This is a genomic window from Lysobacter capsici (genome assembly GCF_014779555.2).
Lineage (GTDB): Bacteria > Pseudomonadota > Gammaproteobacteria > Xanthomonadales > Xanthomonadaceae > Lysobacter > Lysobacter capsici.
Window position 1 is genome coordinate 448,191 of record NZ_CP094357.1, and the last position, 21,668, is coordinate 469,858.

The window sequence follows — 21,668 nt, forward strand, 5'->3', positions numbered from 1 at the left end:
AGCCGCCGCAGTCTACTTCGCCGCGCGCGCGACGCAGGGTGACCGGCGTCGCGCTGTCGCCGCCGACCCGACCGGAAGGCAGCCCTGAGCCGACGCGCGGTTGCGCGCAATCGGGCGTATGGGTTGCGTTCCCGGCGGCGATCGTGGGTGTCGAATCGCCGATTTTCGAGGCCGCTGCTCGCCGGGCACGCGCGAGGTGGATGAACGCGCAAGCGCGGTATTTACGTGCTTGTCGAACGGGCACATTGCTGGACGCGCGCTCGGCGAAGAATCAAGCCACGACGATGGCTGCCATCGCGTCCGCATCGCGTTTCCAGGCCCTTCGCGCGGCGTCGGACAGGACGCCATCGCGCGACCGCGATCGCCTCGGATCGCCAGGCAACAAAAAAAACGCCGGGCACATGGCCCGGCGTTTTGATGACATCCGAACGCCGCGCGCGGCGGCTTACTGAACCTTGATCGCCATGCCCGGCAAGCCGCTGTCGGCGAGCTTGCGCTTGGCGTCGGCGAGATCGCCGGCGGTGCCGTACGGCCCCATGCGCACGCGGTACACCGTCTTGCCGCTGATCTGCGCCGATTCGACCCGCGCGCCCAGGCCGAGCATCGCGATCTTGGCCTTCATTTCCTCGGCCTGACCCGAGGCCTGGAACGCGCCGGCCTGGAGCAGATAACGGGTGTTGTCGTTCGCCGCGGCGGCCGCGGCCGGGCCCTGGGTCGCGGCGACGGTCGGCGGCTTCGGGGTCACGCTGGCCGGCGGGGTCGCGCTGGCGACCTGAGCCGGCGCCGGGGCCGGTTGCGACGGCGGCGGGGCGATGGTGTCGACCGGCTTGGGCAGGCTGACGGTGGTCGGCGCGGCGGCGGCCGGAGCCGCCGCGGCCGTGCTGGCAGCGGGCGCGGCGGCCACGGCGGCCGGCTGCGGATTCCTGCGCTGCTGCGCGGCGCGGCGCTGCTCCTCGGCGGCCTCGGTGGCGGCGAGTTCGGCGTCGCTCATCTCGACTTCCTTGCCCGGCAACAGGGTGTAGAAGTCGTAGCCGGGGCCTTCCTTGTCGCCCTTGTCGGACTTGCCGCTCTTGCCGTCGGTCCTGGACGCGGGCCTGGCGGCGGCGGTGTTGCCTTCGGGCGCGACCGATTCTTCGTCGGCGGTGACCGCGGCGGGCTGCGCGTCGGGATTGGGCTGCGGGCGGAAGAAGCCGTCGCCGCCGTCGGCCTTGAGGAACTTCGGGGCGACCAGGATCACCACCACGCCCAGCAACAGGCCGAGCACGCCCCAGGCCCAGCCGGGCAGGCTCTCGTTGTTCTGGTTGTTGCGCTTGGCCTGCGATTTGCCGCGTCGTGCTGCCACTTACATCACCTCCGGGGCGTTGATCCCCAATAGCGCCAGACCGTTCGCGAGCACCTGGCGGGTCGCCATCGCCAGCACCAGGCGCGCGTGGCGCTGGTTGGCGTCGTCGACCAGGAACTGGTGATCGTTGTAATACGTCTGGAAGGTCTGCGCCAACTCGAGCAGGAAACCGGCGATCTGGTGCGGTTCCAGGTCGCGTCCGGCCACCGCCACCACGTCCGGGTAGCGCAGCAGGGTCACGATCAGCTCGTGCGCGGCGTCGTCGTTCAGGTCCAGCGCCTGGGCCAGGCCGTGCGCCGGGTCGTAGGACAGGCCGCGCTCGGCCAACTGGCGCATCAGGCCGCACATGCGCGCATGCGAGACCTGCACGTAATAGACCGGATTGTCGAGAGACTGCGAGCGCGCCAGGTCGATGTCGAAGGTCAGCTGCGAATCGGGCTTGCGCGCGACCAGGAACCAGCGCACCGCGTCGCGGCCGGCTTCGTCGATCAGGTCGCGCAGGGTCAGGTAGCTGCCGGCGCGCTTGGACAGCTTCACTTCCTCGCCGCCGCGCATCACCGTGACCATCTGGTGCAGCACGTACTCGGGCCAGCCTTGCGGGATGCCGACATCCAGGGCCTGCAGGCCGGCGCGCACGCGCGCGAGCGAACCGTGGTGATCCGAACCCAGCTCGGTGATCGCGCGCTCGTAGCCGCGCTGCCACTTGCTCAGGTGATAGGCGACATCGGGCACGAAGTAGGTATAGGTGCCGTCGGACTTGCGCATCACCCGATCTTTGTCGTCGCCGAAATCGGTGCTGCGCAGCCACAGCGCGCCGCCTTCCTCGTAGGTGTGGCCGTGGGCGACCAGTTCGCGCACGGTTTCCTCGACCTTGTCCTGCTCGTACAGCGAGCTTTCCAGGAAGTAGACGTCGAAGCTGACGCCGTAGGCGGCCAGGTCGGCGTTCTGCTCGCGGCGCAGGTAGGCCACGGCGAACTGGCGGATCGCATCGAGGTCGTCGATGTCGCCCTTGCCGGTGACGGAATGATTTTCGAATTCGACCGTGGCGCCGTCGAGGTAGGCGCGGGCGACGTCGCCGATGTAATCGCCGTTGTAGGCGTTTTCCGGCCAGCCCTCGTCGCCCGGCGCGAGGCCGCGCGCGCGCAGCTGGGTGGAGATCGCCAGATTGTTGATCTGCACGCCGGCGTCGTTGTAGTAGAACTCGCGCGTGACGTCCCAGCCGTTGGCGTCGAGCACGCGCGCGATGCAGTCGCCGATCACCGCCGCGCGGCCGTGGCCGACGTGCAGCGGGCCGGTCGGATTGGCCGACACGTACTCGACCCCGGCGCGATGGCCGGCGCCGCCGGTGTTGCGGCCGTAGTTGGCGCCCTGCGCGAACACCTCGCCGATCTGGCGGCGCCAGGCGGCTTCGTCGACGTGGAAGTTGATGAAGCCCGGGCCGGCGATCTCGACCTGGGCGATGTCGGTGTTGGCCGGCAACGCGTCGAGCAGCTTCTGCGCCATCTCGCGCGGGTTGCTGCGCGCCGGCTTGGCCAGCAGCATCGCGGCGTTGGTCGAGAAATCGCCCTGGGCGCGGCTCTTGGGACGCTCGATCACGAAATCGGGCGTGGACAGGTCGGCCGGCAGGGTGCCGGCGGCGCGCAGGGCGTCGATGGCCTGCGCGACGAGCGCATGGAGAGTGGCTTTCACAGGGGGACTTCGCGATTCGCAGGGTGCTACGGGACCCGGGATTTTAGAGCAGAACTGAGTTCACAGGAGTGAGGAGCGAGTAAAGGCGACGCGACCGCGGCTTTTACTGGTTCCTCACTCCCGCGAACTCGTTTCTGGCCTTCACACCCAGCCGCGCGCGGCCATCGACACCGGCGGGCCGTCGCCGACCACGAAATGATCGAGCAGGCGGATGTCGATCAGGGCCAGGGCCTGCTTGAGCCGGATCGTCACGTTGCGGTCGTCCTGGCTGGGTTCGGCGTTGCCGCTGGGGTGGTTGTGGCCGACGATCACCGCCGCGGCATTGCGCTGCAGGGCGCGGCGCGCGACCTCGCGCGGGTGGACCTCGGCGCCGTTGATGGTGCCGTGGAACAGTTCCTCGAAGCCGATCACGTTGTGGCGGCTGTTGAGGTAGAGCACCGCGAACACTTCCTGCGGGCGGCCGCGCAGGTGCTGGGCGAAGTAGCGCCCGGCCGAATCGGGGTCGGTCAGCGCGGCGCCGCGCTCCAGGTCGGCGCGCAGGCAGCGCGCGGCCAGTTCCAGCGCGGATTTGAGCGTGCAGGCGCGGGCCGAGCCGATCCCGCGCATGCGCATCAGCTTGGCCGGCGGTTGTTCCAGCAGGTCGCGCAGCGGGCCGTGCTCGGTCAGCAGCTGGCGCGCGGTGCCGACCGCGTCGAAGCCGCGCACGCCCGAGCCGAGGATCAGCGCCAGCAGTTCGGCATCCGACAGCGAGCCGGCGCCGTGGGCGAGGAGTTTTTCGCGCGGCCGTTCCGCGCTGGGCCATTCGTGGATTCTCATGGCGGCATCGTGCAAGCCCGGCCGCGGCGGCCGGCATCGGGGCGGACAGGGCCATCGGGTAAGCTAGAGCCCCGAGCGGGTGTAGGGATTTGCCGGCCGCCGTCGCGAGCGCATCACGCGCCGCGCCGGACCGTGCCGGCGTAACCCGCGCACCCCGCGACGAGAAGCACCAGGCAAGCACCCGAGCAAGCACCCGAGAAGTACCGGCCGACCATGGCGCCCGATCCCATCCCGCACGATCCCAACCCGCCGCTGCGCGACCAGCGCATCCTGCTGTGCGTCTGCGGCGGCATCGCCGCGTACAAGGCCGCCGATCTGGTCCGGCGCCTGCAGGACGCCGGCGCGCAGGTGCGCGTGGCGATGACCGAAAACGCGACCCGCTTCGTCGGCACCGCGACCTTCCAGGCCTTGTCCGGCCATCCGGTGCGGACTTCGCTGTGGGACGACGCGGCCGAACTGGCGATGGGCCATATCGAACTGGCGCGCTGGGCGCAGCGGATCGTGATCGCGCCGGCCACCGCCGACATGATCGCCAAGCTCGCCCACGGCTTCGCCGACGACCTGATCAGCACCCTGTGCCTGGCCTCCGAGGCCCCGGTGACGGTCGCCCCGGCGATGAACCACCGCATGTGGGGCCACCCGGCCACCCAAGCCAACGTCGCCACCCTGCGCAGCCGCGGCGTGAACTTCCTCGGCCCGGCCGAAGGCCGCATGGCCGAACCCGAATCCGGCCCGGGACGGCTGCTGGAACCGCACGAAATCGTAGCCGCGCTCGCCGGAGCGCCGGCATGAGCGCGGCCAGCCTGTCCGGCCGCCGGATCGTGGTCAGCGCCGGCCCGACCTTCGAAGACATCGATCCGGTGCGTTTCATCGGCAATCGCAGCAGCGGCAAGATGGGCTTCGCGATCGCCGAAGCCGCCGCGCGCCGCGGCGCGAAGGTCGTTCTGGTCGCCGGCCCGGTGTCGCTGGCCACCCCGGCCGATGTGGAACGCATCGACGTGCGTTCGGCGCGTCAGATGCGCGAGGCGGTGATCGCCGCCTTGCCGGCCGACGCCTACATCGGCGCGGCCGCGGTCGCCGACTACGCGCCGGCCGTGATCGCGCCGGGCAAGATCAAGAAGAAAGACGAGCAGCTCACTCTGGAGCTGGTGCGCACCCCCGACATTCTGGCCGAGGTCGCCGTGCACGAACGCCGCCCGACCGTGGTGGTCGGTTTCGCCGCCGAGACCCACGACGTCGAGTTCTACGCGCGCGGCAAGCTGGAAAAGAAGCGGGTCGACATGATCGCCGCCAACCGCGTCGGCGTCGCCGGCAGCGGTTTCGAGAGCGACGACAACGCGCTGACCGTGTACTGGGCCGACGGCGCGCTTGCGCTGGGCCCGGCGCCCAAGACCCAGTTGGCCGATCAACTGCTCGATCTGATCCTCACCCGTTGGCCGGCCTGAGCGACGTGCACTCACCTAAACGCAGGCGGCCATGACGATTTTCAGCACCACCGACAACGTGCTCGACGCGGTCCATGCGGTCCTGCGCGACGGCTACGCCGCGGTGCACGGGCTCAAGGGCCCGGCCAAGACCTATTGCCACCGGCTGGTGCGCGCGCTCGACCGGCACGATCAGGTGCTGCCGGCGATCGGCTTTGAGAGCGTGCCGAACCGGGGCTCGGTCTATCTGGTGTACGACATGAACCGGTTTTCCGCCGGCGAAGCCGAACTGCGGCAATTGGTGGTGGCGCAGGACCTCGCCTCGCCACGCTGAGCCGGCGCGGCGATCGGCCGATGACGGTCGCGCGTGGACGCTCGCGCCGATCCGCTCACGGCCGGCTCGTTTCTCTATTTTTTCGTTCGGACGCTTCGACCTGATGAACCACAGCCTGCAACTCAAACTCCTCGACAGCCGCTACGGCGGCGAATGGCCGCTGCCGGCCTACGCCACCGAAGCCAGCGCCGGGCTGGACCTGCGCGCGGCGCTCGATCAGTCGCTGGCGCTGCATCCGGGCGACGCGGCCTTGGTGCCGTCGGGGCTGGCGATCCATCTCGGCGACCCGAGCCTGTGCGCGGTGATCCTGCCGCGCTCGGGCCTGGGCCACAAACACGGCATCGTGCTCGGCAACGGCACCGGCCTGATCGACGCCGACTACCAGGGCCCGCTGCTGATCAGCCTGTGGAATCGCGGCCGCGAGACGTTCACGATCCAGCCCGGCGATCGCATCGCCCAGTTGGTGGTGTTGCCGATCGTGCGCGCGAGCTTGCAGGTGGTCGATCAATTCGAAGCCAGTCATCGCGGCGACGGCGGTTTCGGACACACCGGTCTGCGTTGATGGCGTAATCGAAGTGACCCTGGCACGCATCGTGCTAGGTAATCTCCGGGAATCCACGCGCACCGCCGCGGGCGGTCGCCACGCACAATCCGCGCGGCGAGGCGCAGTCGACGAAATCGCGGGCGTCTTACAGTGCAGACTGGGCGCCGCGGATCGGGTCGGCTTGATGGCAAGCGTCGGCGAGACACGTATCGAATTGGGGAAGGGGCTCTGGCAATGGTGGATATCAAGTTAGAAAAGCCGCAGGTATCGGCGGCGCAACTCAAGCCGGTGCTGTTGCCCCTGGCCGTGCTGTGCGCGCTGCTGGCGCTGTGGCTGGGCTGGGCCGGTGTGCAGCAGCACCTGGATTCCTCGCGCCGCAGCGACCTCAGCCGCGTCCGCGACACCGCCGTCGCCGCCGCGCACGATGCGCTCGGGGTCGAACACAAGCGCCTGCGCGACCGCCTCGACGCGGCCGAGACCCAGGCCGCCCTGCAGGCCGGCGACTACCCGGCCGCGGCCGCGGCGCTGACCAAGAACTGGCCCGGCGCCAAGGCCGTGGTGGTGCTGCCGATCGATCTGGCCAGCGATTACGCGCAACTGCCCAAGGGTGGCTACGGCCGGCTCGGGGCGATGGAAGCGGCGATCGTCGCCGACAAGCCGATGGCGGCGATCGTGCGCGAAGGCGGCAAGCCGGTGCTGGCGCTGGCCGCGCCGGCGCGCGTGGGCGAGCAGCTGGTCGCGGTGGCCTATGTGCAACTGCCGCTGCAGCGCATCAGCGACGGCATCGAGAAGGCCGACGTCGACGGCAGCAGTTACCTGGCCCTGCGTCAGGGCGGTTTCAGCGTGATCGAGCGCGGCGACACCGCGCTGGGCAACGGCGCCGAAGCGATGGCGGCGAAGATTCCCGGCAGCGATCTGCGCGTGGCCGCGGCGGTGCCGGACATCGCCGGCGGCCCGCTCGGCCTGGGCGCGTTGCCGTGCTTCATCGCCGCGGTGGTGCTGGCCTTGCTCGCGTTCGTGCTGATCCGGGTGCGTCAGCGCCTGGGCCGCGCGGCCGCGCCGGTCGAGGATGAAGGCCCGGTTCAGACGCTGGCTGAAACCATGAGCGCCTCACCGCTGGATCTGTTGGCAGGAAACGTGACTGAAAACTCCACCGCTGCGCCCCGCGCAGTCTCCATCGACGGCGGCATCTTCCGCGCCTACGACATTCGCGGCGTGGTCGGGCAGAGCCTCGACCCGGGCATCGCCGAACTCATCGGCCACTCGATCGGCTCGGTCATGCACGACCAGGGCCTGACCGAGATCGTGGTCGGCCGCGACGGCCGTCTGTCGGGTCCGGCCATGATCGAGGGCCTGATCGCCGGCCTGCGCAAGGCCGGCCGCAACGTGGTCGACATCGGCATGGCGCCGACCCCGGTGATCTACTTCGGCGCGTACCACCTGCGCGCGGGCTCGTGCGTGTCGGTGACCGGCAGCCACAACCCGCCGGACTACAACGGCTTCAAGGTCGTGGTCGGCGGCGAAACCCTGTCGGGCGCGGCCATCACCGACCTGTTCCAGCGCATCGTCGGCGGCCGCCTGCACACCGCGGCCGAGCCGGGCACGCTGACCCAGCGCGACATTTCCGAAGACTACGTCCAGCGCATCGCCTCCGACATCCAGATCGACCGCCCGCTCAAGGTCGTGGTCGACGCCGGCAACGGCGTGGCCGGCGACATCGGTCCGCGCGTGCTGGCCGCGATCGGCGCCGAGGTCACCCCGCTGTATTGCGAAATCGACGGCGAATTCCCCAACCATCACCCCGATCCGAGCGAACCGCACAACCTGGTCGACCTGATCAAGATGGTCGCGCGCCTGGACGCCGACCTGGGCGTGGCCTTCGACGGCGACGGCGACCGCCTGGGCGTGATCACCCGCGACGGTCAGAACATCTTCCCCGACCGTCTGCTGATGCTGTTCGCCGCCGACGTGCTCGAGCGCAACCCGGGCGCGATGATCATCTACGACGTGAAGTGCACCGGCCGCCTGCCGGGGCACATCCTGCGCCACGGCGGCAGCCCGCTGATGTGGAAGACCGGGCATTCGCTGATCAAGGCCAAGATGCGCGAGACCGACGCCGAACTGGCCGGCGAGATGAGCGGCCACTTCTTCTTCAAGGAGCGCTGGTACGGCTTCGACGACGGCATCTATTCGGCCGCGCGCCTGCTCGAAATCCTCGCCGCCCAGCCGCAGACCGCGACCGAAACGCTCAACGCACTGCCCAACGGCATCTCGACCCCGGAGATCAAGGTCGACGCCCCCGACGGCGACCCGCACAGCTTCGTCGAGCGCTTCCGCAACGAGGCTTCGTTCGAAGGCGCGCGCCTGTCGACCATCGACGGCCTGCGCGTGGATTACCCGGACGGCTGGGGCCTGGTGCGCGCCTCCAACACCACCCCGATCCTGGTCATGCGCTTCGACGCCGACAGCCACGAAGCGATGGCGCGCATCCAGGACGCGTTCCGCGCCCAGTTGCACGCGATCAAGCCGGATTTGAAGTTGCCGTTCTGAGTGCGGCCGAATCGTGCGGAAAACAAAACGCCGCGGCTTTGAGCCGCGGCGTTTTGCGTCATGGAGCTTGGAGCGCCGTTGATTCGGGAGCGATCGGGCTCCCAATGATGCGTCTGGTGATGACTAGCGCGGCTCTTGAATTAGCGTCGCCAGTGAGCTCCCGACTGTAGGAGCTGCGCAAGCTGCGACCGCGACAGATCGATACCGGCGCCGCGATCGATACCTTGCGTGGTCGCGGCTCGCGCAGATCCTTCAGGGTGGCCGTGGCATACCTCGCTGTAAGAGCTGCGTAAGCTGCGACCACGGCCCATCGATACCCGCGCCGCTCTCGGCACCTTGCGCGGTCGCGGCTCACGCAGCTCCAGGGGGCTGTGGCGTACCCCGCTGTAGGAGCTGCGTAAGCTGCGACCGCGACAGATCGATACCCGCGCCGCTCTCGGCACCTTGCGCGGTCGCGGCTTACGCAGCTCCAGGGTGGCCGTGGCGTACCCGCTGTAGGAGCTGCGCAAGCTGCGACCACGACCCATCGATACCCGCGCCGCTCTCGGCACCTTGCGCGGTCGCGGCTCACGCCGCTCCTACAGGGCTTGGCCGTGGCTGACCCGCTGTAGGTGCTGAGTAAGCTGCGATCACGACATCTCGATATCCACGCCACTCTCGTCAGCTTGCGCGGTCGCGCCTCGCGCAACCCCGCAGTGGAGCGCGGGAGTTCAACCGATGCGGAAACAAAAACGCCGCGGTGATCCGCGGCGTTGCGTGTTCTTTTCTTTACCTGCGGCCTGGAACAGGTCGCGGCCTGCCCGGATCGGCGATCAACCGCCGCCCGGCGCCCGCGATTTCAGCGCGTGATAGCGCTCCAGCGCCGCGGTCAGGTCCTGGTCGGCCAGGCTGCGTTCGAGCACCTGCTGCTTGAGCACGTCCTGCTGGTGCAGCAGTTCGTCGTGTTGGCCGCGGATGTTCTCGGCCAGGGTCTTGCCGACCGGCTTGCCGCTGAGCTCGGCTTCGCCGGCCTTGCGCAGCAGGCTCAGCAGGGCCTGGCGGCGGCCCGCGATGCCGAATTGCGAGGCCTTGACGGTCTCGTCCAGCAGCACGATGCGCTCCTGGAAGGAATTGCGCAGGTCCTGCTCGGTGGCATAGGACTCGGCCATGGCGCGGTCACGGCGCTTGCTCGCTTCGACCGCCAAGGCGGCGCTGCGGGCTTCGCGCGCGGCCTGTTCGGCCGCGGCGCGTTCTTCGCCGGTCAGGGCCCGGTCGACGCGCGCGGTCGCCATGCCGCTCTTGGCGCTGATCTCGGTGCGCGCGCTGTCGACCGCGTGGGCGGGCAGGGCGTCGCCGCAGACCTTGCGGCCGTCTTCGTTCCAGCAGTACAGCTTCTTGCCGCTCGTTTTCGGGTCGGCAGCCGCGCTCGCGGTGGCAAGCGCGAGCAGCAGCGCGCCGGCGATCAGGGACTGGGTTGCGTTCATGTCGCGGTTCCGCCTTCGAATGCTGCGATCTGTCGACCAAGCATCAAGCAAGAGTCGGGCCATGATCGGGTTTTCGAACGTGACCTGCATCACGGTTCGTCGCGCCCAACGCGCTGGCCGGCCCGCCGGCCCCGCCTCGGCGCCGATCAGTCGCCGCGTCCGTACGCCGCGCGGTAGGCCAGCAGGCGCTCGCGCTGGCCGGAGAACTCGGCGCTGTCGCCGGTGAAACCGAGCAGGTCGTCGAGGCTGGCGATCGCGATCACCGGCAGCGCGTGTTCGATTGCGACAGTTTCTGCCGCCGAGCGTCGGGATTGTGCAGGGTCCACGGCTTCCTGCCGGTCCAGCGCGATGACGATGCCGGCCACGGTGCCGCCGGCTTCGCGGATCAGCCCGAGCGCCTCGCGGATCGCGGTGCCGGCGGTGATCACGTCGTCGACGATCAGCACCCGGCGCCCGGCCAGCGGCGCGCCGATCAGCATGCCGCCCTCGCCATGGCTCTTGGCTTCCTTGCGGTTGAACGCCAGCGGCAGGTCGCGGCCGCGGCGCGCGTACTCGCAGCCCAGCGCGGTCGCCAGCGGAATGCCCTTGTAGGCCGGACCGAACAGCAGGTCGAAGTCCAGGCCATGGGCGTCGATCGCGTCGGCGTAACAGCTGGCCAAGCCCGCCAGCGCGGCGCCGGAATCGAAGCGCCCGGCGTTGAAGAAGTACGGGCTGACCCGCCCGGACTTGAGGGTGAATTCGCCGAAGCGCAGGGCGTCGGCCTGCAGGGCGAGCTGGAGAAAGCGGGTGCGATGGTCGGTCATGGGGTCGGGGCAGTGGGGGAAGAAGGGGCGGCGGGCGCCAGGCGCAGCAGCATCAGGTGCTGCGGACCGGCCGAGCCGCCGTGGTACAGCTCGCCGGTGTCGAAGAAACCGGCCTTGAGGTAGACGCCATAGGCCGCGCGGTTGCGCACGTTCACCGTCAGCGCCAGCAGCCGGCGCTCGGGATAGCGGCGGCGCAGGTCGTCGGCGCAGGCGCGCATCGCCGCGGTGCCGTAGCCGCGGCCTTGCTCGCGCTGGTCGATGACGTAGGCGCGCAGGCCCACGCTGGGTTCGCCGAGTGGCCGGCCGGCGATCGCGCTGACGCTGAAGTCCAGGCGGTAGAAGCCGACCACGCGCTCGTCGGCGAGCACCGCCATGGCTTCGCTGTTGCGGTCCAGGCGGGTCTGTTCGAGGTTGTAGGCGGTCTGGCCGACGTATTGCAGCTGCTCGGGCGCGACCTGCAGCGCGCGCACCGCGGGCGCCAGCATCGGCGAGACCACGCACACGCTCACGCGCGCCAGGGCTGGGCTGGAAACGTCGGTCGCCACGGTCATGCCGGGCATGATACCCGCGCCCGGCCGTTGCTATGATCGTGCGCACTTCGTGCCCCGGAGCGCGCATGCGCATCATCAGTTTCAACGCCAACGGCCTGCGTTCGGCGGCGACCAAAGGTTTCTTCGACTGGTTCAAGACCCAGAACGCCGACGTGCTGTGCGTGCAGGAGACCAAGGCCCAGGAGCATCAGCTCACCGGCCCGGCCTTCCTGCCCGACGGCTACCGCGCGTTCTTCCGCGACGCGATCACCAAGAAGGGCTACAGCGGCGTGGCGATCTACGCCAAGCGCGAGCCCGACGAGGTGCGCACCGCGCTGGGCTGGGCGCCGTTCGACGACGAAGGCCGCTACATCGAAGCGCGCTTCGGCAATCTGAGCGTGGTCTCGTTCTACATCCCGTCCGGGTCCTCGGGCGAACTGCGCCAGGGCTTCAAGTTCGAGGTCATGGACTGGCTCAAGCCCATCCTGGACGAGTGGTTAGCCAGCGGCCGCGACTACGTGCTGTGCGGCGACTGGAACATCGTGCGCAGCCGCCTGGACATCAAGAACTGGACCAGCAACCAGAAGAATTCCGGTTGCCTGCCGCCCGAGCGCGACTGGCTCAACGGCATGTGCGCCGAAGACAGCGGCTGGGTCGACACCTATCGCGCGCTGCATCCCGACCGCCAGGACTACACCTGGTGGAGCAACCGCGGCGCCGCGCGCGCCAACGACGTGGGTTGGCGCATCGACTACCAGCTCGCCACCCCGGGTCTGCGCGACAAGCTGCGCGCCTGCTCGATCCTGAAAGACCCGCGTTTCTCCGATCACGCGCCGTTCTGCGTCGATTATGACGTCTGAATCCGGTCGGGCCGGGGCGTCGGCGGATCCGTCGGCGCCTTCGCCGACACCGCCGCCGCCGCGTTCGACGGGCTGGCGGCGGGTGTTGAGCAATCTGCGCCAGCCCAAGGTGCTGGTGATGCTGCTGCTCGGCTTCAGCTCGGGCATCCCGATCTACCTGGTCGGCAACACGCTCGGCTACTGGATGCGCGAGAACGGCGTCGAGCTGTCGACGATCGGCTTCTTGTCCTGGGTCGGACTGGCGTACTCGCTGAAATTCCTGTGGGCGCCGCTGATCGACAAGCTCGACGCGCCCGTGTTCGGCCGCTGGCTGGGAAGGCGGCGCGGCTGGATGCTGTTGTCGCAGGGTGTCGCGGCGGCGGCGCTGGTCGCCATGGCGATGATCGAGCCGCGCCAGGGCCAGTTGCTCTTGGGCGGCTTCGTGCTCGACCAGTTGGCGGTGTTCGGCGTGCTGGCGCTGGTGGTGGCGTTCGCGTCGTCGACCCAGGACATCGTGATCGACGCCTGGCGCATCGAGAGCGCGGACAGCCCGGAGCAGCAGGGACTGCTGACCTCGACGGCCACGCTGGGCTATCGCGCCGCGCTGTTGGTCACCGATTCGCTGATCCTGATTCTCGCCGCGCATGCCGGCTGGGCGTTGTCGTACGACGTGATGGCCGCGCTGATGGGCGTGGGCGTGCTGGCGACGCTGATGGCGCGCGAACCGGCCGCCAGCGTGCTCGCCGCGGCCACCCCGCATCCGGCGCTGTTCACTCCGCGCGGCCTGTTCGATGCGCTGGTCGGCCCGTTCCTGGCGTTCTTCCGCGAGCACGGCCGCTGGGCCCTGCTGATGCTGCTGACCATCAGCCTGTACCGGTTGCCGGATTTCCTGATGGGGCCGATGGCCAACCCGTTCTACGCCGATCTGGCCATGGACAAGGAATTGGTCGGTCAGGTGCGCGGCTCGTTCGGCCTGATCGCGACCATCGCCGGCGTGGCCGCGGCCGGCCTGAGCGCGGTCCGCTTCGGCTTCATCCCGACCCTGATCGCCGGTGCCGTGCTCGGCCCGGGCTCCAACCTCGCCTTCGCCTACCTCGCCCTGCACGGCAACGACACCGGCGTGTTCACCGCGGCGATGGTGATCGACAACTTCTGCAACGGTTACACCGGCGTGGCCCTGGTCGGCTACATGTCCAGCTTGACCAACATCGGCTACACCGCCACCCAGTACGCGCTGCTCAGCTCGTTCTACGCATTGCTGGGCAAGGTGCTCAAAGGCTTGTCGGGCGTGGCGGTCGAACATCTGGCGATCGACCGCAGTCTGCTGGAGGCGTATTCGCTGTTCTTCGTTGGCACCGCTGTCCTCGGTATTCCGGCACTTTTGTTGTGCATCGTGCTGGCGATACGGCGCCCGCCGACGATCGAGTCGCGGGTCGCGCCGGCGGCGTGAATCGCGTCCGGGCACCCCATCGGTGCCCCGGCGTTCAAGCAAAGTCGTGTTCCTGAACGCGATTCGGCCAACTTCGTGTTGCTAACGACACGCGAACGGTGGCAACTTGCCCGACAGTGACCGATATCATCCTGCACAACCTCGATGCCATCCTGGCCGACCGCCTGCGTCGGGTCGCGGAGGCGCGCGGCTGGAGTCTGCAGCGCACCGCCCTGCATCTGATCGAAAGCGGGCTGTTCGTGGTTGAGGCCGAGATGGTCGGGCGCTTCAACGACCACGACGCCGACGCGCTGCAGGAAGCGATCGCGGCGCTGCAGGAAATCCCCAGCGATCCGGGCTTCTCGCTGATCGGCCGCGCCGAACCGCAGGAGGCGCCGAAACCGCGCAGCGCCGGCCCGGACCTGAGCGGCCTGGAACTGCTGGAAGAATTCCGCCCCCGCACCCCCGATTCGGCCTGACTCACCGCGGCGCAAGCCCCGTCGCCGCATCGATGGCTCCCTGTAGGAGCGGCGCAAGCCGCGACCGCGCAACCGCGCATACGACGAAAACCCAATTCCCGGCATAGACCGCAAACGCTCGCGGCCTTTCGCCGCCATCCGCCGTGCTTCAACCCGCCGGATGCACCGTCCCCAACACCCGCGACCCGCGCGCCCCGGTCACGCTCGGCAGATTCCCCGGCAACCCCGCCAAGGTCTGTCGCGCCAGCCAGGCAAAGCCCATCGCCTCGACGAAATCCGGGTCCAGCCCGTACCGCTCGGTCGATTCCACCGTCACCCCCGGCAAGCGCGCCGCCAGCCGCGCCAGCAGCGCGTTGTTGCGCACCCCGCCGCCGCAGGCCAGCACCCGCGTGGTCGCCGGCTGATGCGCGCGCAGCGCGTCGGCGATGCTGATCGCGCTGAGTTCGAGCAAGGTCGCCTGCACGTCCTGCGGCCGCTCGCCGCCGCTCAGGCGCGCGTCGACCCAGTCCAGATGGAACTGCTCGCGGCCGGTGCTCTTGGGCGGCGGCAGGGCGAACCAGGGCTCATCTAACAACCGCGCCAGCAACGACGGATCGACCTCGCCCTGAGCCGCGAACGCGCCGTCGGCGTCGTAGGGCCGGCCCAGATGGCGCAGCGCCCAGGCGTCCATCAGGCAATTGGCCGGTCCGGTGTCGAACCCGCGCACCTCGCCGCGCGCCGGCAACAAGGTGAAATTGGCGATGCCGCCGAGATTCAGCGCGGCGCGGTCCTCGTCGGGCGAATGCAGCAGCGCGGCATGGAAGGCCGGCATCAGCGGCGCGCCGTGGCCGCCGGCGGCGACATCGCGGCGGCGGAAATCGGCGGCCGTGGCGATGCCGGTGCGTTCGGCGATCACCGCGCCGTCGCCGATCTGCCAGGTGAAAGGATGCTGGCCGTCGAACCGCGCCCCCGCCGGGCGATGGCGCACGGTCTGTCCGTGCGAACCGATCGCCGCGACCGCGCGCGGGTCCACCCCGGCTTCGTCGATCAGCGCCAGCGCGGCCTGGGCGAAGGCTTGCGCGATCTGGATATCGAGCGTGCCCAGCTCCTCCAGCGAGCGCGCATCGCCGCCCTGGCCGAGCGCGACCAGGCGTTCGCGCAGCGCGTCCTGCCACGGATAGGTGCGGCCGAGGACCAATGCGCAGCGCGTCGGCGCCGCGCCGTGTTCGAACCGCACCAGCGCGGCATCGATGCCGTCGGCGCTGGTGCCGGAGATCAGTCCAAGATAAAGGCCTGAAGCCGGTTCACCCGCGCCAGTGCCCGCCGGGATCGAAGAGTTGTCAGCCACGAAGCAGTTTCCTAAGGCCTGAAGCCGGCTCCCTCGCGCCAGCAGCCGCGGGGATCGAAGAGTTATCAGCCACGACGCAGTTTCCTAAAGCCAATCGATCGATCGCTGGATACTAACTGTAGGAGCGGCGTGAGCCGCGACCGCGACATCGCGCTTGCATCGAATGTGCGATGTCGCGGTCGCGGCTCACGCCGCTCCTACAAGGGGAAACCCACATCCAATCGCGTCCCCCAAAAAGCGAAAAGGCCTCCGAAGAGGCCTTTCGCATATGCCGACATTCGCCCCGGACTTACGCCCTGCGCGACTTGGCCACCTTCTTCGCCACCTGCTTGATCGACGGCGTCGCCTGCTGGGCCGGCGCGGGCGCCGGCGCCGGACTGGCGTCGGCATAGATCACGTTCTCGACCTGGCGGATGCGCGCCAGCGCCACGCTGGTCTGGCTGCGGAACTGCGCCAGCGCCACGCCGCTGAGCGGCTCCGGCGGCGGCATGGTCACCGACAGCGGATTGCGATGCACGCCGTTGACGCGGAATTCGTAATGCAGATGCGGACCGGTCGCCAGACCCGAGCTGCCGACATAGCCGATCACCGTGCCCTGGGCGATGCGCTGCCCCGGCTTGACCTTGCTGAAGTTCGACATGTGGCCGTACAGCGTGGTGTAGCCGCGGCCGTGATCGAGGATCACCGCGCGGCCGTAGCCGCCCTTCCAGCCGATGAACTGCACGCGCGCGTCGCCCGCGGCCATGATCGGCGTGCCGGTGCCGGCGGCGTAGTCCACGCCCTTGTGCATGCGGATGTTGCCGAGCACCGGATGCCGGCGCGAGCCGAAACCCGAGGTCAGCCGCGCGTACGCGATCGGCATGCGGATGAAGCTCTTCTTCAGCGGTCGGCCGTCGCCGGTGAAGTACTCGGGCTTGCCGCCGCGATCGAAACGGAAACCCGTGTGCAGCTTGCCTTCGCTGGTGAAGGTCGCGGCCAGGATCGGACCGGTGCTGAGCAGTTCGCCCTCGCGCCAGGTCTGTTCGACCACCACGCTGAAACGGTCGTCGCTGCCGACGTCTTCGTTGAAGTCGATGTCGTACTTGAAGATGTCGTCGGTCAGGGTGTTGATGTTGGCCGCGGTCAGGCCGACCTTGCGCGCCGAACGGAACAGGGATTTGCCGACCTTGCCGCTGAGCACCACGGTGCGGGTTTCGGTCGGACGCGCGATCACCTTCTGGGTGATCTTGTCGCCGGTGAGGCTCAGCTCGATCCGGTGGCTGTCGTCCTTGTCGTAACGGAAGGTACGCAGCGCGCCGTTGACCGGCATGTCGAAGCCGAGCTCGGTGCCGGGCTTCATCCGCATCAGCGCTTCCTTCGCGCCGGGCTGCTCGAGAATCTGGCGCATGGTCGAGGACGGAATGTCCATGTCCTTGAACACCGAGCCCAGGGTCTGGCCGCGGTTGACCCGGACCAACTGCCAGCTGTCGCCGGTTTCGCCTTTAAGGCGCGCCAGGGTCAGCGGTGGCAACGCCAGCGCCAGCGACTGACGCGGCTCGTGCGCGCGCACCGAGGCGGTGGACTGGCTGAAACCGGGAACGATCGCGGCGACCATCATGCCGAGGGTGGCGAACAGGCCGGCCTGCACCCACTGCCGGCCCGACCAGCGACCGTTGAACCCATCGGAGATATGACGCGCCAACACCGGTCGTTTCAACGCGGCTTCACGCAAGGCTTTCAGTCGTTCGCGTCGTTCGGCGACCACACTGGAAGCCTGCTCGGGTACTGTCATGGATGGATCCCTCGTGTCGAGGTGTGAAGGCCGCGTAGCGGCGTTACCATAGACACGCGAGCAGTACGCGTCAAACCCTTGAGCTGAATAGGGTTTTTCACTACCGTCGGGTGCCAATTCGTTTAACCCACACTTAACCTGAATTCGTGACGGCGTTAACAAAATCCGTTCGCGACCGTCCTTGAGTCCAGCCCTTTGAACAGCGTGCCTCCCACCACCCAAGAAGCCCTCGACCTGATCGCCCGCGGCGCCGACGAAATCCTCAAGCGCGAGGAGCTCGAAGCCCGGCTCAAGCTCGGTCGCCCGCTGCGGATCAAGGCAGGGTTCGACCCGACCGCGCCGGACCTGCACATCGGCCACACCGTCTTGTTGAACAAGATGCGGCAGTTCCAGGACCTGGGCCATCAGGTGATCTTCCTGATCGGCGACTTCACCGGAATGATCGGCGACCCGACCGGCAAGAACGTCACCCGCAAGCCGCTGACCCGCGAGGACGTGCTCGCCAACGCCGAGACCTACGCCGAGCAGGTGTTCAAGGTGCTCGACAAGGAGCGCACCGAGGTCCGCTTCAATTCCGAGTGGTTCGGCAAGATGTCGGCCGCCGACATGATCCGCCTGGCCGGTCAGCACACCGTGGCGCGCATGCTCGAACGCGACGACTTCGCCAAGCGCTACGCCGGCCAGCAGTCGATCGCGATCCACGAATTCCTGTATCCGCTGGTGCAGGGCTACGACTCGGTGGCGCTCAAGTGCGACGTCGAACTCGGCGGCACCGACCAGAAGTTCAACCTGCTGATGGGCCGCGGCCTGCAGGAGCACCATGGCCAGCCGGCGCAGATCGTGCTGACCATGCCGCTGCTGGAGGGCCTGGACGGCGTCAACAAGATGTCCAAGTCGCTGGGCAACTACATCGGCATCAACGAGCCGCCGATCGACATCGTCACCAAGACCATGAAGATCGACGACGTATTGATGTGGCGCTGGATCGATCTGCTGAGCTTCGAGATCGGTATCGCCGAAGCGGCGAGCCTCAAGGCCCAGATCGAGGCCGGCCAGCTCAACCCGCGCGACCTCAAGCTGCGCCTGGCGCGCGAGCTGGCCGCGCGCTTCCACGGCGAGCAGGCGGCCGAAACCGCGGTCGCCGGCTGGAATGCGGCCGTGCGCGGCGAGGGCGATATCGCTTCATTGCCGCTGACCGACGTGGCGGTGCCGGCCGAGGGGTTGCGGATCGCGGCCTTGCTGGTGGCCGCGGGCCTGACCCCCAGCAATGCCGAAGGCAACCGCAAGCTCAAGGAGCGGGCGGTCAAGGTCGACGGCAACGTCGTGGAAGACCCGCAGCAGGTGTTCGGCCCGGGCTTCGAGGGCGTACTGGCGGTGGGCAAGCGCAATTTCGCCCGGGTGCGTCTGGTGGCTGCCTGAGCGCGGGCCCGAGTCCTGGCCTGGGCCATAACCTGATTCCCGGCGAAAACCGGGCTGCCGCCTCGGCAGGCGCACCTAAGGCTGCCGAGACACTAATTAGCCACACGGGCACTTATAAGACAGCGCCCTGCTTGTCTCCCTCTCCCGCCCGCGGGAGAGGGCCGGGGTGAGGGCCCCGCCAAGCCGCGAACCCGCCGACAGCCCCGTCGCGCATAGCTTTTGATGCAGGGCAAAAAATTCCCTGTTCATTTTTCCCGAAACCCCTTCCCAACCCCCATTCAGATCTGCATAATGCGCGGCCCCGCTGACCGGTTGATTGGTTGACGGGGACGCGCAAAAGCAGCGGTTTCGACAGGTGTTGACGGTCTGAAACATTGCTGTAAGATGCGCGGCCCGCCGACCGGTTTGTAGGTTGGCGAGACGCGCGGAAAGCGGCGGTTTCGACAAGTGTTGACGAGTCGAAAACATGCTGTAAGATGCGCGGCCCGGTGAGGTGGAATGCTTCGGAAACGAAGGGTTTCGGCGAGTTGGGAAGCAGCAAGAAGTTCGCGGACAGGTGTTGACGTTCACGAAAACTGCTGTATAGTGTGCGGCTCCCTCGGGCACTTCGGTGACGAGACGGAACAAGGCGCTGAGGCCGGTTCCTAAAGATCTTTGACAGTGTGCGCAGGTGACTTGTGCGGGCGTCTGGCGGGTGGATAGTTGTCCATCTTGCAGACGTTCGTAACAGAGTCCAACGATTTAAGAAGCATGCAAATGCAATTGAGTAATTGGCCTGGAACGAAGTCTGCACTCAAAGCATTGATGAAGGCCGCAAGGCTGGAATCGAAACATTTAAGTGAAGAGTTTGATCCTGGCTCAGAGTGAACGCTGGCGGCAGGCCTAACACATGCAAGTCGAACGGCAGCACAGAGGAGCTTGCTCCTTGGGTGGCGAGTGGCGGACGGGTGAGGAATACGTCGGAATCTGCCTATTTGTGGGGGATAACGTAGGGAAACTTACGCTAATACCGCATACGACCTACGGGTGAAAGCGGAGGACCTTCGGGCTTCGCGCAGATAGATGAGCCGACGTCGGATTAGCTAGTTGGCGGGGTAAAGGCCCACCAAGGCGACGATCCGTAGCTGGTCTGAGAGGATGATCAGCCACACTGGAACTGAGACACGGTCCAGACTCCTACGGGAGGCAGCAGTGGGGAATATTGGACAATGGGCGCAAGCCTGATCCAGCCATGCCGCGTGTGTGAAGAAGGCCTTCGGGTTGTAAAGCACTTTTGTCCGGAAAGAAAAGCCTTGGGTTAATACCCTGAGGTCATGACGGTACCGGAAGAATAAGCACCGGCTAACTTCGTGCCAGCAGCCGCGGTAATACGAAGGGTGCAAGCGTTACTCGGAATTACTGGGCGTAAAGCGTGCGTAGGTGGTTTGTTAAGTCTGATGTGAAAGCCCTGGGCTCAACCTGGGAATGGCATTGGAAACTGGCTGACTAGAGTGCGGTAGAGGGTAGTGGAATTCCCGGTGTAGCAGTGAAATGCGTAGATATCGGGAGGAACATCTGTGGCGAAGGCGACTACCTGGACCAGCACTGACACTGAGGCACGAAAGCGTGGGGAGCAAACAGGATTAGATACCCTGGTAGTCCACGCCCTAAACGATGCGAACTGGATGTTGGGAGCAACTTGGCTCTCAGTATCGAAGCTAACGCGTTAAGTTCGCCGCCTGGGAAGTACGGTCGCAAGACTGAAACTCAAAGGAATTGACGGGGGCCCGCACAAGCGGTGGAGTATGTGGTTTAATTCGATGCAACGCGAAGAACCTTACCTGGCCTTGACATCCACGGAACTTTCTAGAGATAGATTGGTGCCTTCGGGAACCGTGAGACAGGTGCTGCATGGCTGTCGTCAGCTCGTGTCGTGAGATGTTGGGTTAAGTCCCGCAACGAGCGCAACCCTTGTCCTTAGTTGCCAGCACGTAATGGTGGGAACTCTAAGGAGACCGCCGGTGACAAACCGGAGGAAGGTGGGGATGACGTCAAGTCATCATGGCCCTTACGGCCAGGGCTACACACGTACTACAATGGTAGGGACAGAGGGCTGCAAACCCGCGAGGGCAAGCCAATCCCAGAAACCCTATCTCAGTCCGGATCGGAGTCTGCAACTCGACTCCGTGAAGTCGGAATCGCTAGTAATCGCAGATCAGCATTGCTGCGGTGAATACGTTCCCGGGCCTTGTACACACCGCCCGTCACACCATGGGAGTTTGTTGCACCAGAAGCAGGTAGCTTAACCTTCGGGAGGGCGCTTGCCACGGTGTGGCCGATGACTGGGGTGAAGTCGTAACAAGGTAGCCGTATCGGAAGGTGCGGCTGGATCACCTCCTTTAGAGACATAAAGACAGCCAATTGCCTGTCCAGACGTCCGCACAAGTGACCTGCATTCAGAGTTCCCGATCGCCACAGGGCGATTGAGGAGTCGTCCCGTTTCGATGGGGCTTTAGCTCAGCTGGGAGAGCACCTGCTTTGCAAGCAGGGGGTCGTCGGTTCGATCCCGACAAGCTCCACCACCTAGCCAGTAGCAGTTTTGGGTCTGTAGCTCAGGTGGTTAGAGCGCGCCCCTGATAAGGGCGAGGCCGGTGGTTCGAGTCCTCCCAGACCCACCACCCTGGTGAAGAGTTAAGGCAAACGACAAGACTTCTGAATTGCGCACACACATAAAGATTTGAAACTGGAAAGGCGCTGAAGCCTTTCAAGTGTTCTTTGAAAAACTGGAATGTAGCGAGCGTTTTGAGACGGAATGTCCATGACGTGTCGTGAGGCTAAGGCGAGTGTCGAAAGACACTTTATTAATTGAGTCGTTATATTCGAGTCCGGGCTTTGTACCCCTGGACCCGTGTAATTCCGAGGCAACTTGG

Annotated in this window: 16 protein-coding genes, 2 tRNA genes, 1 rRNA gene and 1 pseudogene; 12 read left to right on the top strand and 8 right to left on the bottom strand. The window is 67.0% G+C overall.

Translation table 11 applies throughout. The features are described from left to right. Positions 1 to 38: 38 nt before the first annotated feature. Positions 39 to 452 (top strand): hypothetical protein, encoded by a 414-nt coding sequence (locus tag IEQ11_RS01810; RefSeq protein ID WP_191823776.1) that lies wholly within the window; start codon positions 39 to 41, stop codon positions 450 to 452. On the opposite strand, the gene IEQ11_RS01815 is transcribed toward IEQ11_RS01810, so the two are convergent. The 3 genes from IEQ11_RS01815 to radC form a co-directional block, all read right to left on the bottom strand. Further along, on the bottom strand, positions 446 to 1,342 hold the full coding sequence (locus IEQ11_RS01815) for an SPOR domain-containing protein (protein ID WP_191823775.1): 897 nt from the start codon (positions 1,340 to 1,342) through the stop codon (positions 446 to 448). The genes IEQ11_RS01810 and IEQ11_RS01815 overlap by 7 nt on opposite strands. Next, entirely contained in the window at positions 1,343 to 3,031 is a 1,689-nt protein-coding gene (argS, locus tag IEQ11_RS01820) for an arginine--tRNA ligase (RefSeq protein WP_191823774.1), read from the bottom strand. 141 nt (positions 3,032 to 3,172) lie between these two features. Then, a complete protein-coding gene (gene radC / locus IEQ11_RS01825) occupies positions 3,173 to 3,847 on the bottom strand; it encodes a RadC family protein (RefSeq protein ID WP_046658771.1) in 675 nt (224 codons plus the stop codon). A 213-nt stretch (positions 3,848 to 4,060) separates the two neighbouring features. On the opposite strand from radC, the pseudogene coaBC reads away from it, so the two are divergent. The 4 genes and pseudogenes from coaBC (at position 4,061) to IEQ11_RS01845 (ending at position 8,699) form a co-directional block, all read left to right on the top strand. Continuing rightward, positions 4,061 to 5,292, top strand: a pseudogene (gene coaBC / locus IEQ11_RS01830) (bifunctional phosphopantothenoylcysteine decarboxylase/phosphopantothenate--cysteine ligase CoaBC). A 31-nt stretch (positions 5,293 to 5,323) separates the two neighbouring features. Continuing rightward, positions 5,324 to 5,605 (top strand): hypothetical protein, encoded by a 282-nt coding sequence (locus IEQ11_RS01835; protein ID WP_036115307.1) that lies wholly within the window; start codon positions 5,324 to 5,326, stop codon positions 5,603 to 5,605. Positions 5,606 to 5,708: 103 nt separating this feature from the next. Next, positions 5,709 to 6,167, top strand: a complete 459-nt coding sequence (dut, locus tag IEQ11_RS01840) for a dUTP diphosphatase (protein ID WP_036115328.1) — start codon at positions 5,709 to 5,711, stop codon at positions 6,165 to 6,167. Positions 6,168 to 6,383: 216 nt separating this feature from the next. Then, positions 6,384 to 8,699: a phosphomannomutase/phosphoglucomutase gene (locus tag IEQ11_RS01845; protein WP_096411942.1), complete on the top strand. Its 2,316-nt coding sequence runs from the start codon at positions 6,384 to 6,386 to the stop codon at positions 8,697 to 8,699. Between the two features lie 812 nt (positions 8,700 to 9,511). Here IEQ11_RS01845 and IEQ11_RS01850 read toward each other — a convergent pair. The 3 genes from IEQ11_RS01850 to IEQ11_RS01860 all read right to left on the bottom strand — a co-directional run bounded on the left by IEQ11_RS01850 (position 9,512) and on the right by IEQ11_RS01860 (position 11,525). Continuing rightward, positions 9,512 to 10,162 carry a hypothetical protein gene (locus IEQ11_RS01850; protein ID WP_191823773.1) on the bottom strand — a complete coding sequence of 217 codons (651 nt, stop codon included), beginning with the start codon at positions 10,160 to 10,162 and terminating at the stop codon, positions 9,512 to 9,514. A 146-nt stretch (positions 10,163 to 10,308) separates the two neighbouring features. Then, positions 10,309 to 10,965: an orotate phosphoribosyltransferase gene (gene pyrE, locus IEQ11_RS01855; protein WP_191823772.1), complete on the bottom strand. Its 657-nt coding sequence runs from the start codon at positions 10,963 to 10,965 to the stop codon at positions 10,309 to 10,311. Beyond that, entirely contained in the window at positions 10,962 to 11,525 is a 564-nt protein-coding gene (locus tag IEQ11_RS01860; RefSeq protein ID WP_052756556.1) for a GNAT family N-acetyltransferase, read from the bottom strand. The genes pyrE and IEQ11_RS01860 overlap by 4 nt, the downstream gene beginning before the upstream one ends. Before the next feature lie 56 nt (positions 11,526 to 11,581). Between IEQ11_RS01860 and IEQ11_RS01865 the strand changes: the two genes are divergently transcribed. The 3 genes from IEQ11_RS01865 to IEQ11_RS01875 all read left to right on the top strand — a co-directional run bounded on the left by IEQ11_RS01865 (position 11,582) and on the right by IEQ11_RS01875 (position 14,242). Continuing rightward, positions 11,582 to 12,355: an exodeoxyribonuclease III gene (locus IEQ11_RS01865; RefSeq protein WP_046658775.1), complete on the top strand. Its 774-nt coding sequence runs from the start codon at positions 11,582 to 11,584 to the stop codon at positions 12,353 to 12,355. Positions 12,356 to 12,437: 82 nt separating this feature from the next. Next, positions 12,438 to 13,784 (top strand): AmpG family muropeptide MFS transporter, encoded by a 1,347-nt coding sequence (locus IEQ11_RS01870; protein WP_247024697.1) that lies wholly within the window; start codon positions 12,438 to 12,440, stop codon positions 13,782 to 13,784. Positions 13,785 to 13,900: 116 nt separating this feature from the next. Then, on the top strand, positions 13,901 to 14,242 hold the full coding sequence (locus IEQ11_RS01875) for a hypothetical protein (protein ID WP_194735244.1): 342 nt from the start codon (positions 13,901 to 13,903) through the stop codon (positions 14,240 to 14,242). Between the two features lie 148 nt (positions 14,243 to 14,390). Here the strand turns inward: IEQ11_RS01875 and IEQ11_RS01880 are convergent, their stop codons facing one another. Together IEQ11_RS01880 and IEQ11_RS01885 are read right to left on the bottom strand one after the other, a co-directional pair. Further along, on the bottom strand, positions 14,391 to 15,569 hold the full coding sequence (locus IEQ11_RS01880) for an anhydro-N-acetylmuramic acid kinase (RefSeq protein WP_247024699.1): 1,179 nt from the start codon (positions 15,567 to 15,569) through the stop codon (positions 14,391 to 14,393). 289 nt (positions 15,570 to 15,858) lie between these two features. After that, entirely contained in the window at positions 15,859 to 17,340 is a 1,482-nt protein-coding gene (locus IEQ11_RS01885) for a M23 family metallopeptidase (protein ID WP_046658777.1), read from the bottom strand. 204 nt (positions 17,341 to 17,544) lie between these two features. On the opposite strand from IEQ11_RS01885, the gene tyrS reads away from it, so the two are divergent. From tyrS to IEQ11_RS01905, 4 genes are all read left to right on the top strand, one after another. Then, complete coding sequence (gene tyrS, locus IEQ11_RS01890) at positions 17,545 to 18,759, top strand: tyrosine--tRNA ligase (protein ID WP_191823911.1); 1,215 nt, start codon at positions 17,545 to 17,547, stop codon at positions 18,757 to 18,759. Between the two features lie 835 nt (positions 18,760 to 19,594). Next, positions 19,595 to 21,139, top strand: a 16S ribosomal RNA gene (locus IEQ11_RS01895). Positions 21,140 to 21,244: 105 nt separating this feature from the next. After that, positions 21,245 to 21,320: transfer RNA gene (locus IEQ11_RS01900), tRNA-Ala, on the top strand. A gap of 19 nt (positions 21,321 to 21,339) precedes the next feature. Then, positions 21,340 to 21,416: transfer RNA gene (locus tag IEQ11_RS01905), tRNA-Ile, on the top strand. Positions 21,417 to 21,668 lie beyond the last annotated feature (252 nt).

What these genes read in the sequence shown, in the direction of transcription:
- radC (WP_046658771.1), bottom strand. Translation starts at nt 3,847, where the DNA reads ATGAGAATCCACGAATGGCCCAGCGCGGAACGGCCGCGCGAAAAACTC.
- IEQ11_RS01835 (WP_036115307.1), top strand. Translation starts at nt 5,324, where the DNA reads ATGACGATTTTCAGCACCACCGACAACGTGCTCGACGCGGTCCATGCG.
- dut (WP_036115328.1), top strand. Translation starts at nt 5,709, where the DNA reads ATGAACCACAGCCTGCAACTCAAACTCCTCGACAGCCGCTACGGCGGC.
- IEQ11_RS01845 (WP_096411942.1), top strand. Translation starts at nt 6,384, where the DNA reads ATGGTGGATATCAAGTTAGAAAAGCCGCAGGTATCGGCGGCGCAACTC.
- IEQ11_RS01850 (WP_191823773.1), bottom strand. Translation starts at nt 10,162, where the DNA reads ATGAACGCAACCCAGTCCCTGATCGCCGGCGCGCTGCTGCTCGCGCTT.
- pyrE (WP_191823772.1), bottom strand. Translation starts at nt 10,965, where the DNA reads ATGACCGACCATCGCACCCGCTTTCTCCAGCTCGCCCTGCAGGCCGAC.
- IEQ11_RS01860 (WP_052756556.1), bottom strand. Translation starts at nt 11,525, where the DNA reads ATGCCCGGCATGACCGTGGCGACCGACGTTTCCAGCCCAGCCCTGGCG.
- IEQ11_RS01865 (WP_046658775.1), top strand. Translation starts at nt 11,582, where the DNA reads ATGCGCATCATCAGTTTCAACGCCAACGGCCTGCGTTCGGCGGCGACC.
- IEQ11_RS01885 (WP_046658777.1), bottom strand. Translation starts at nt 17,340, where the DNA reads ATGACAGTACCCGAGCAGGCTTCCAGTGTGGTCGCCGAACGACGCGAA.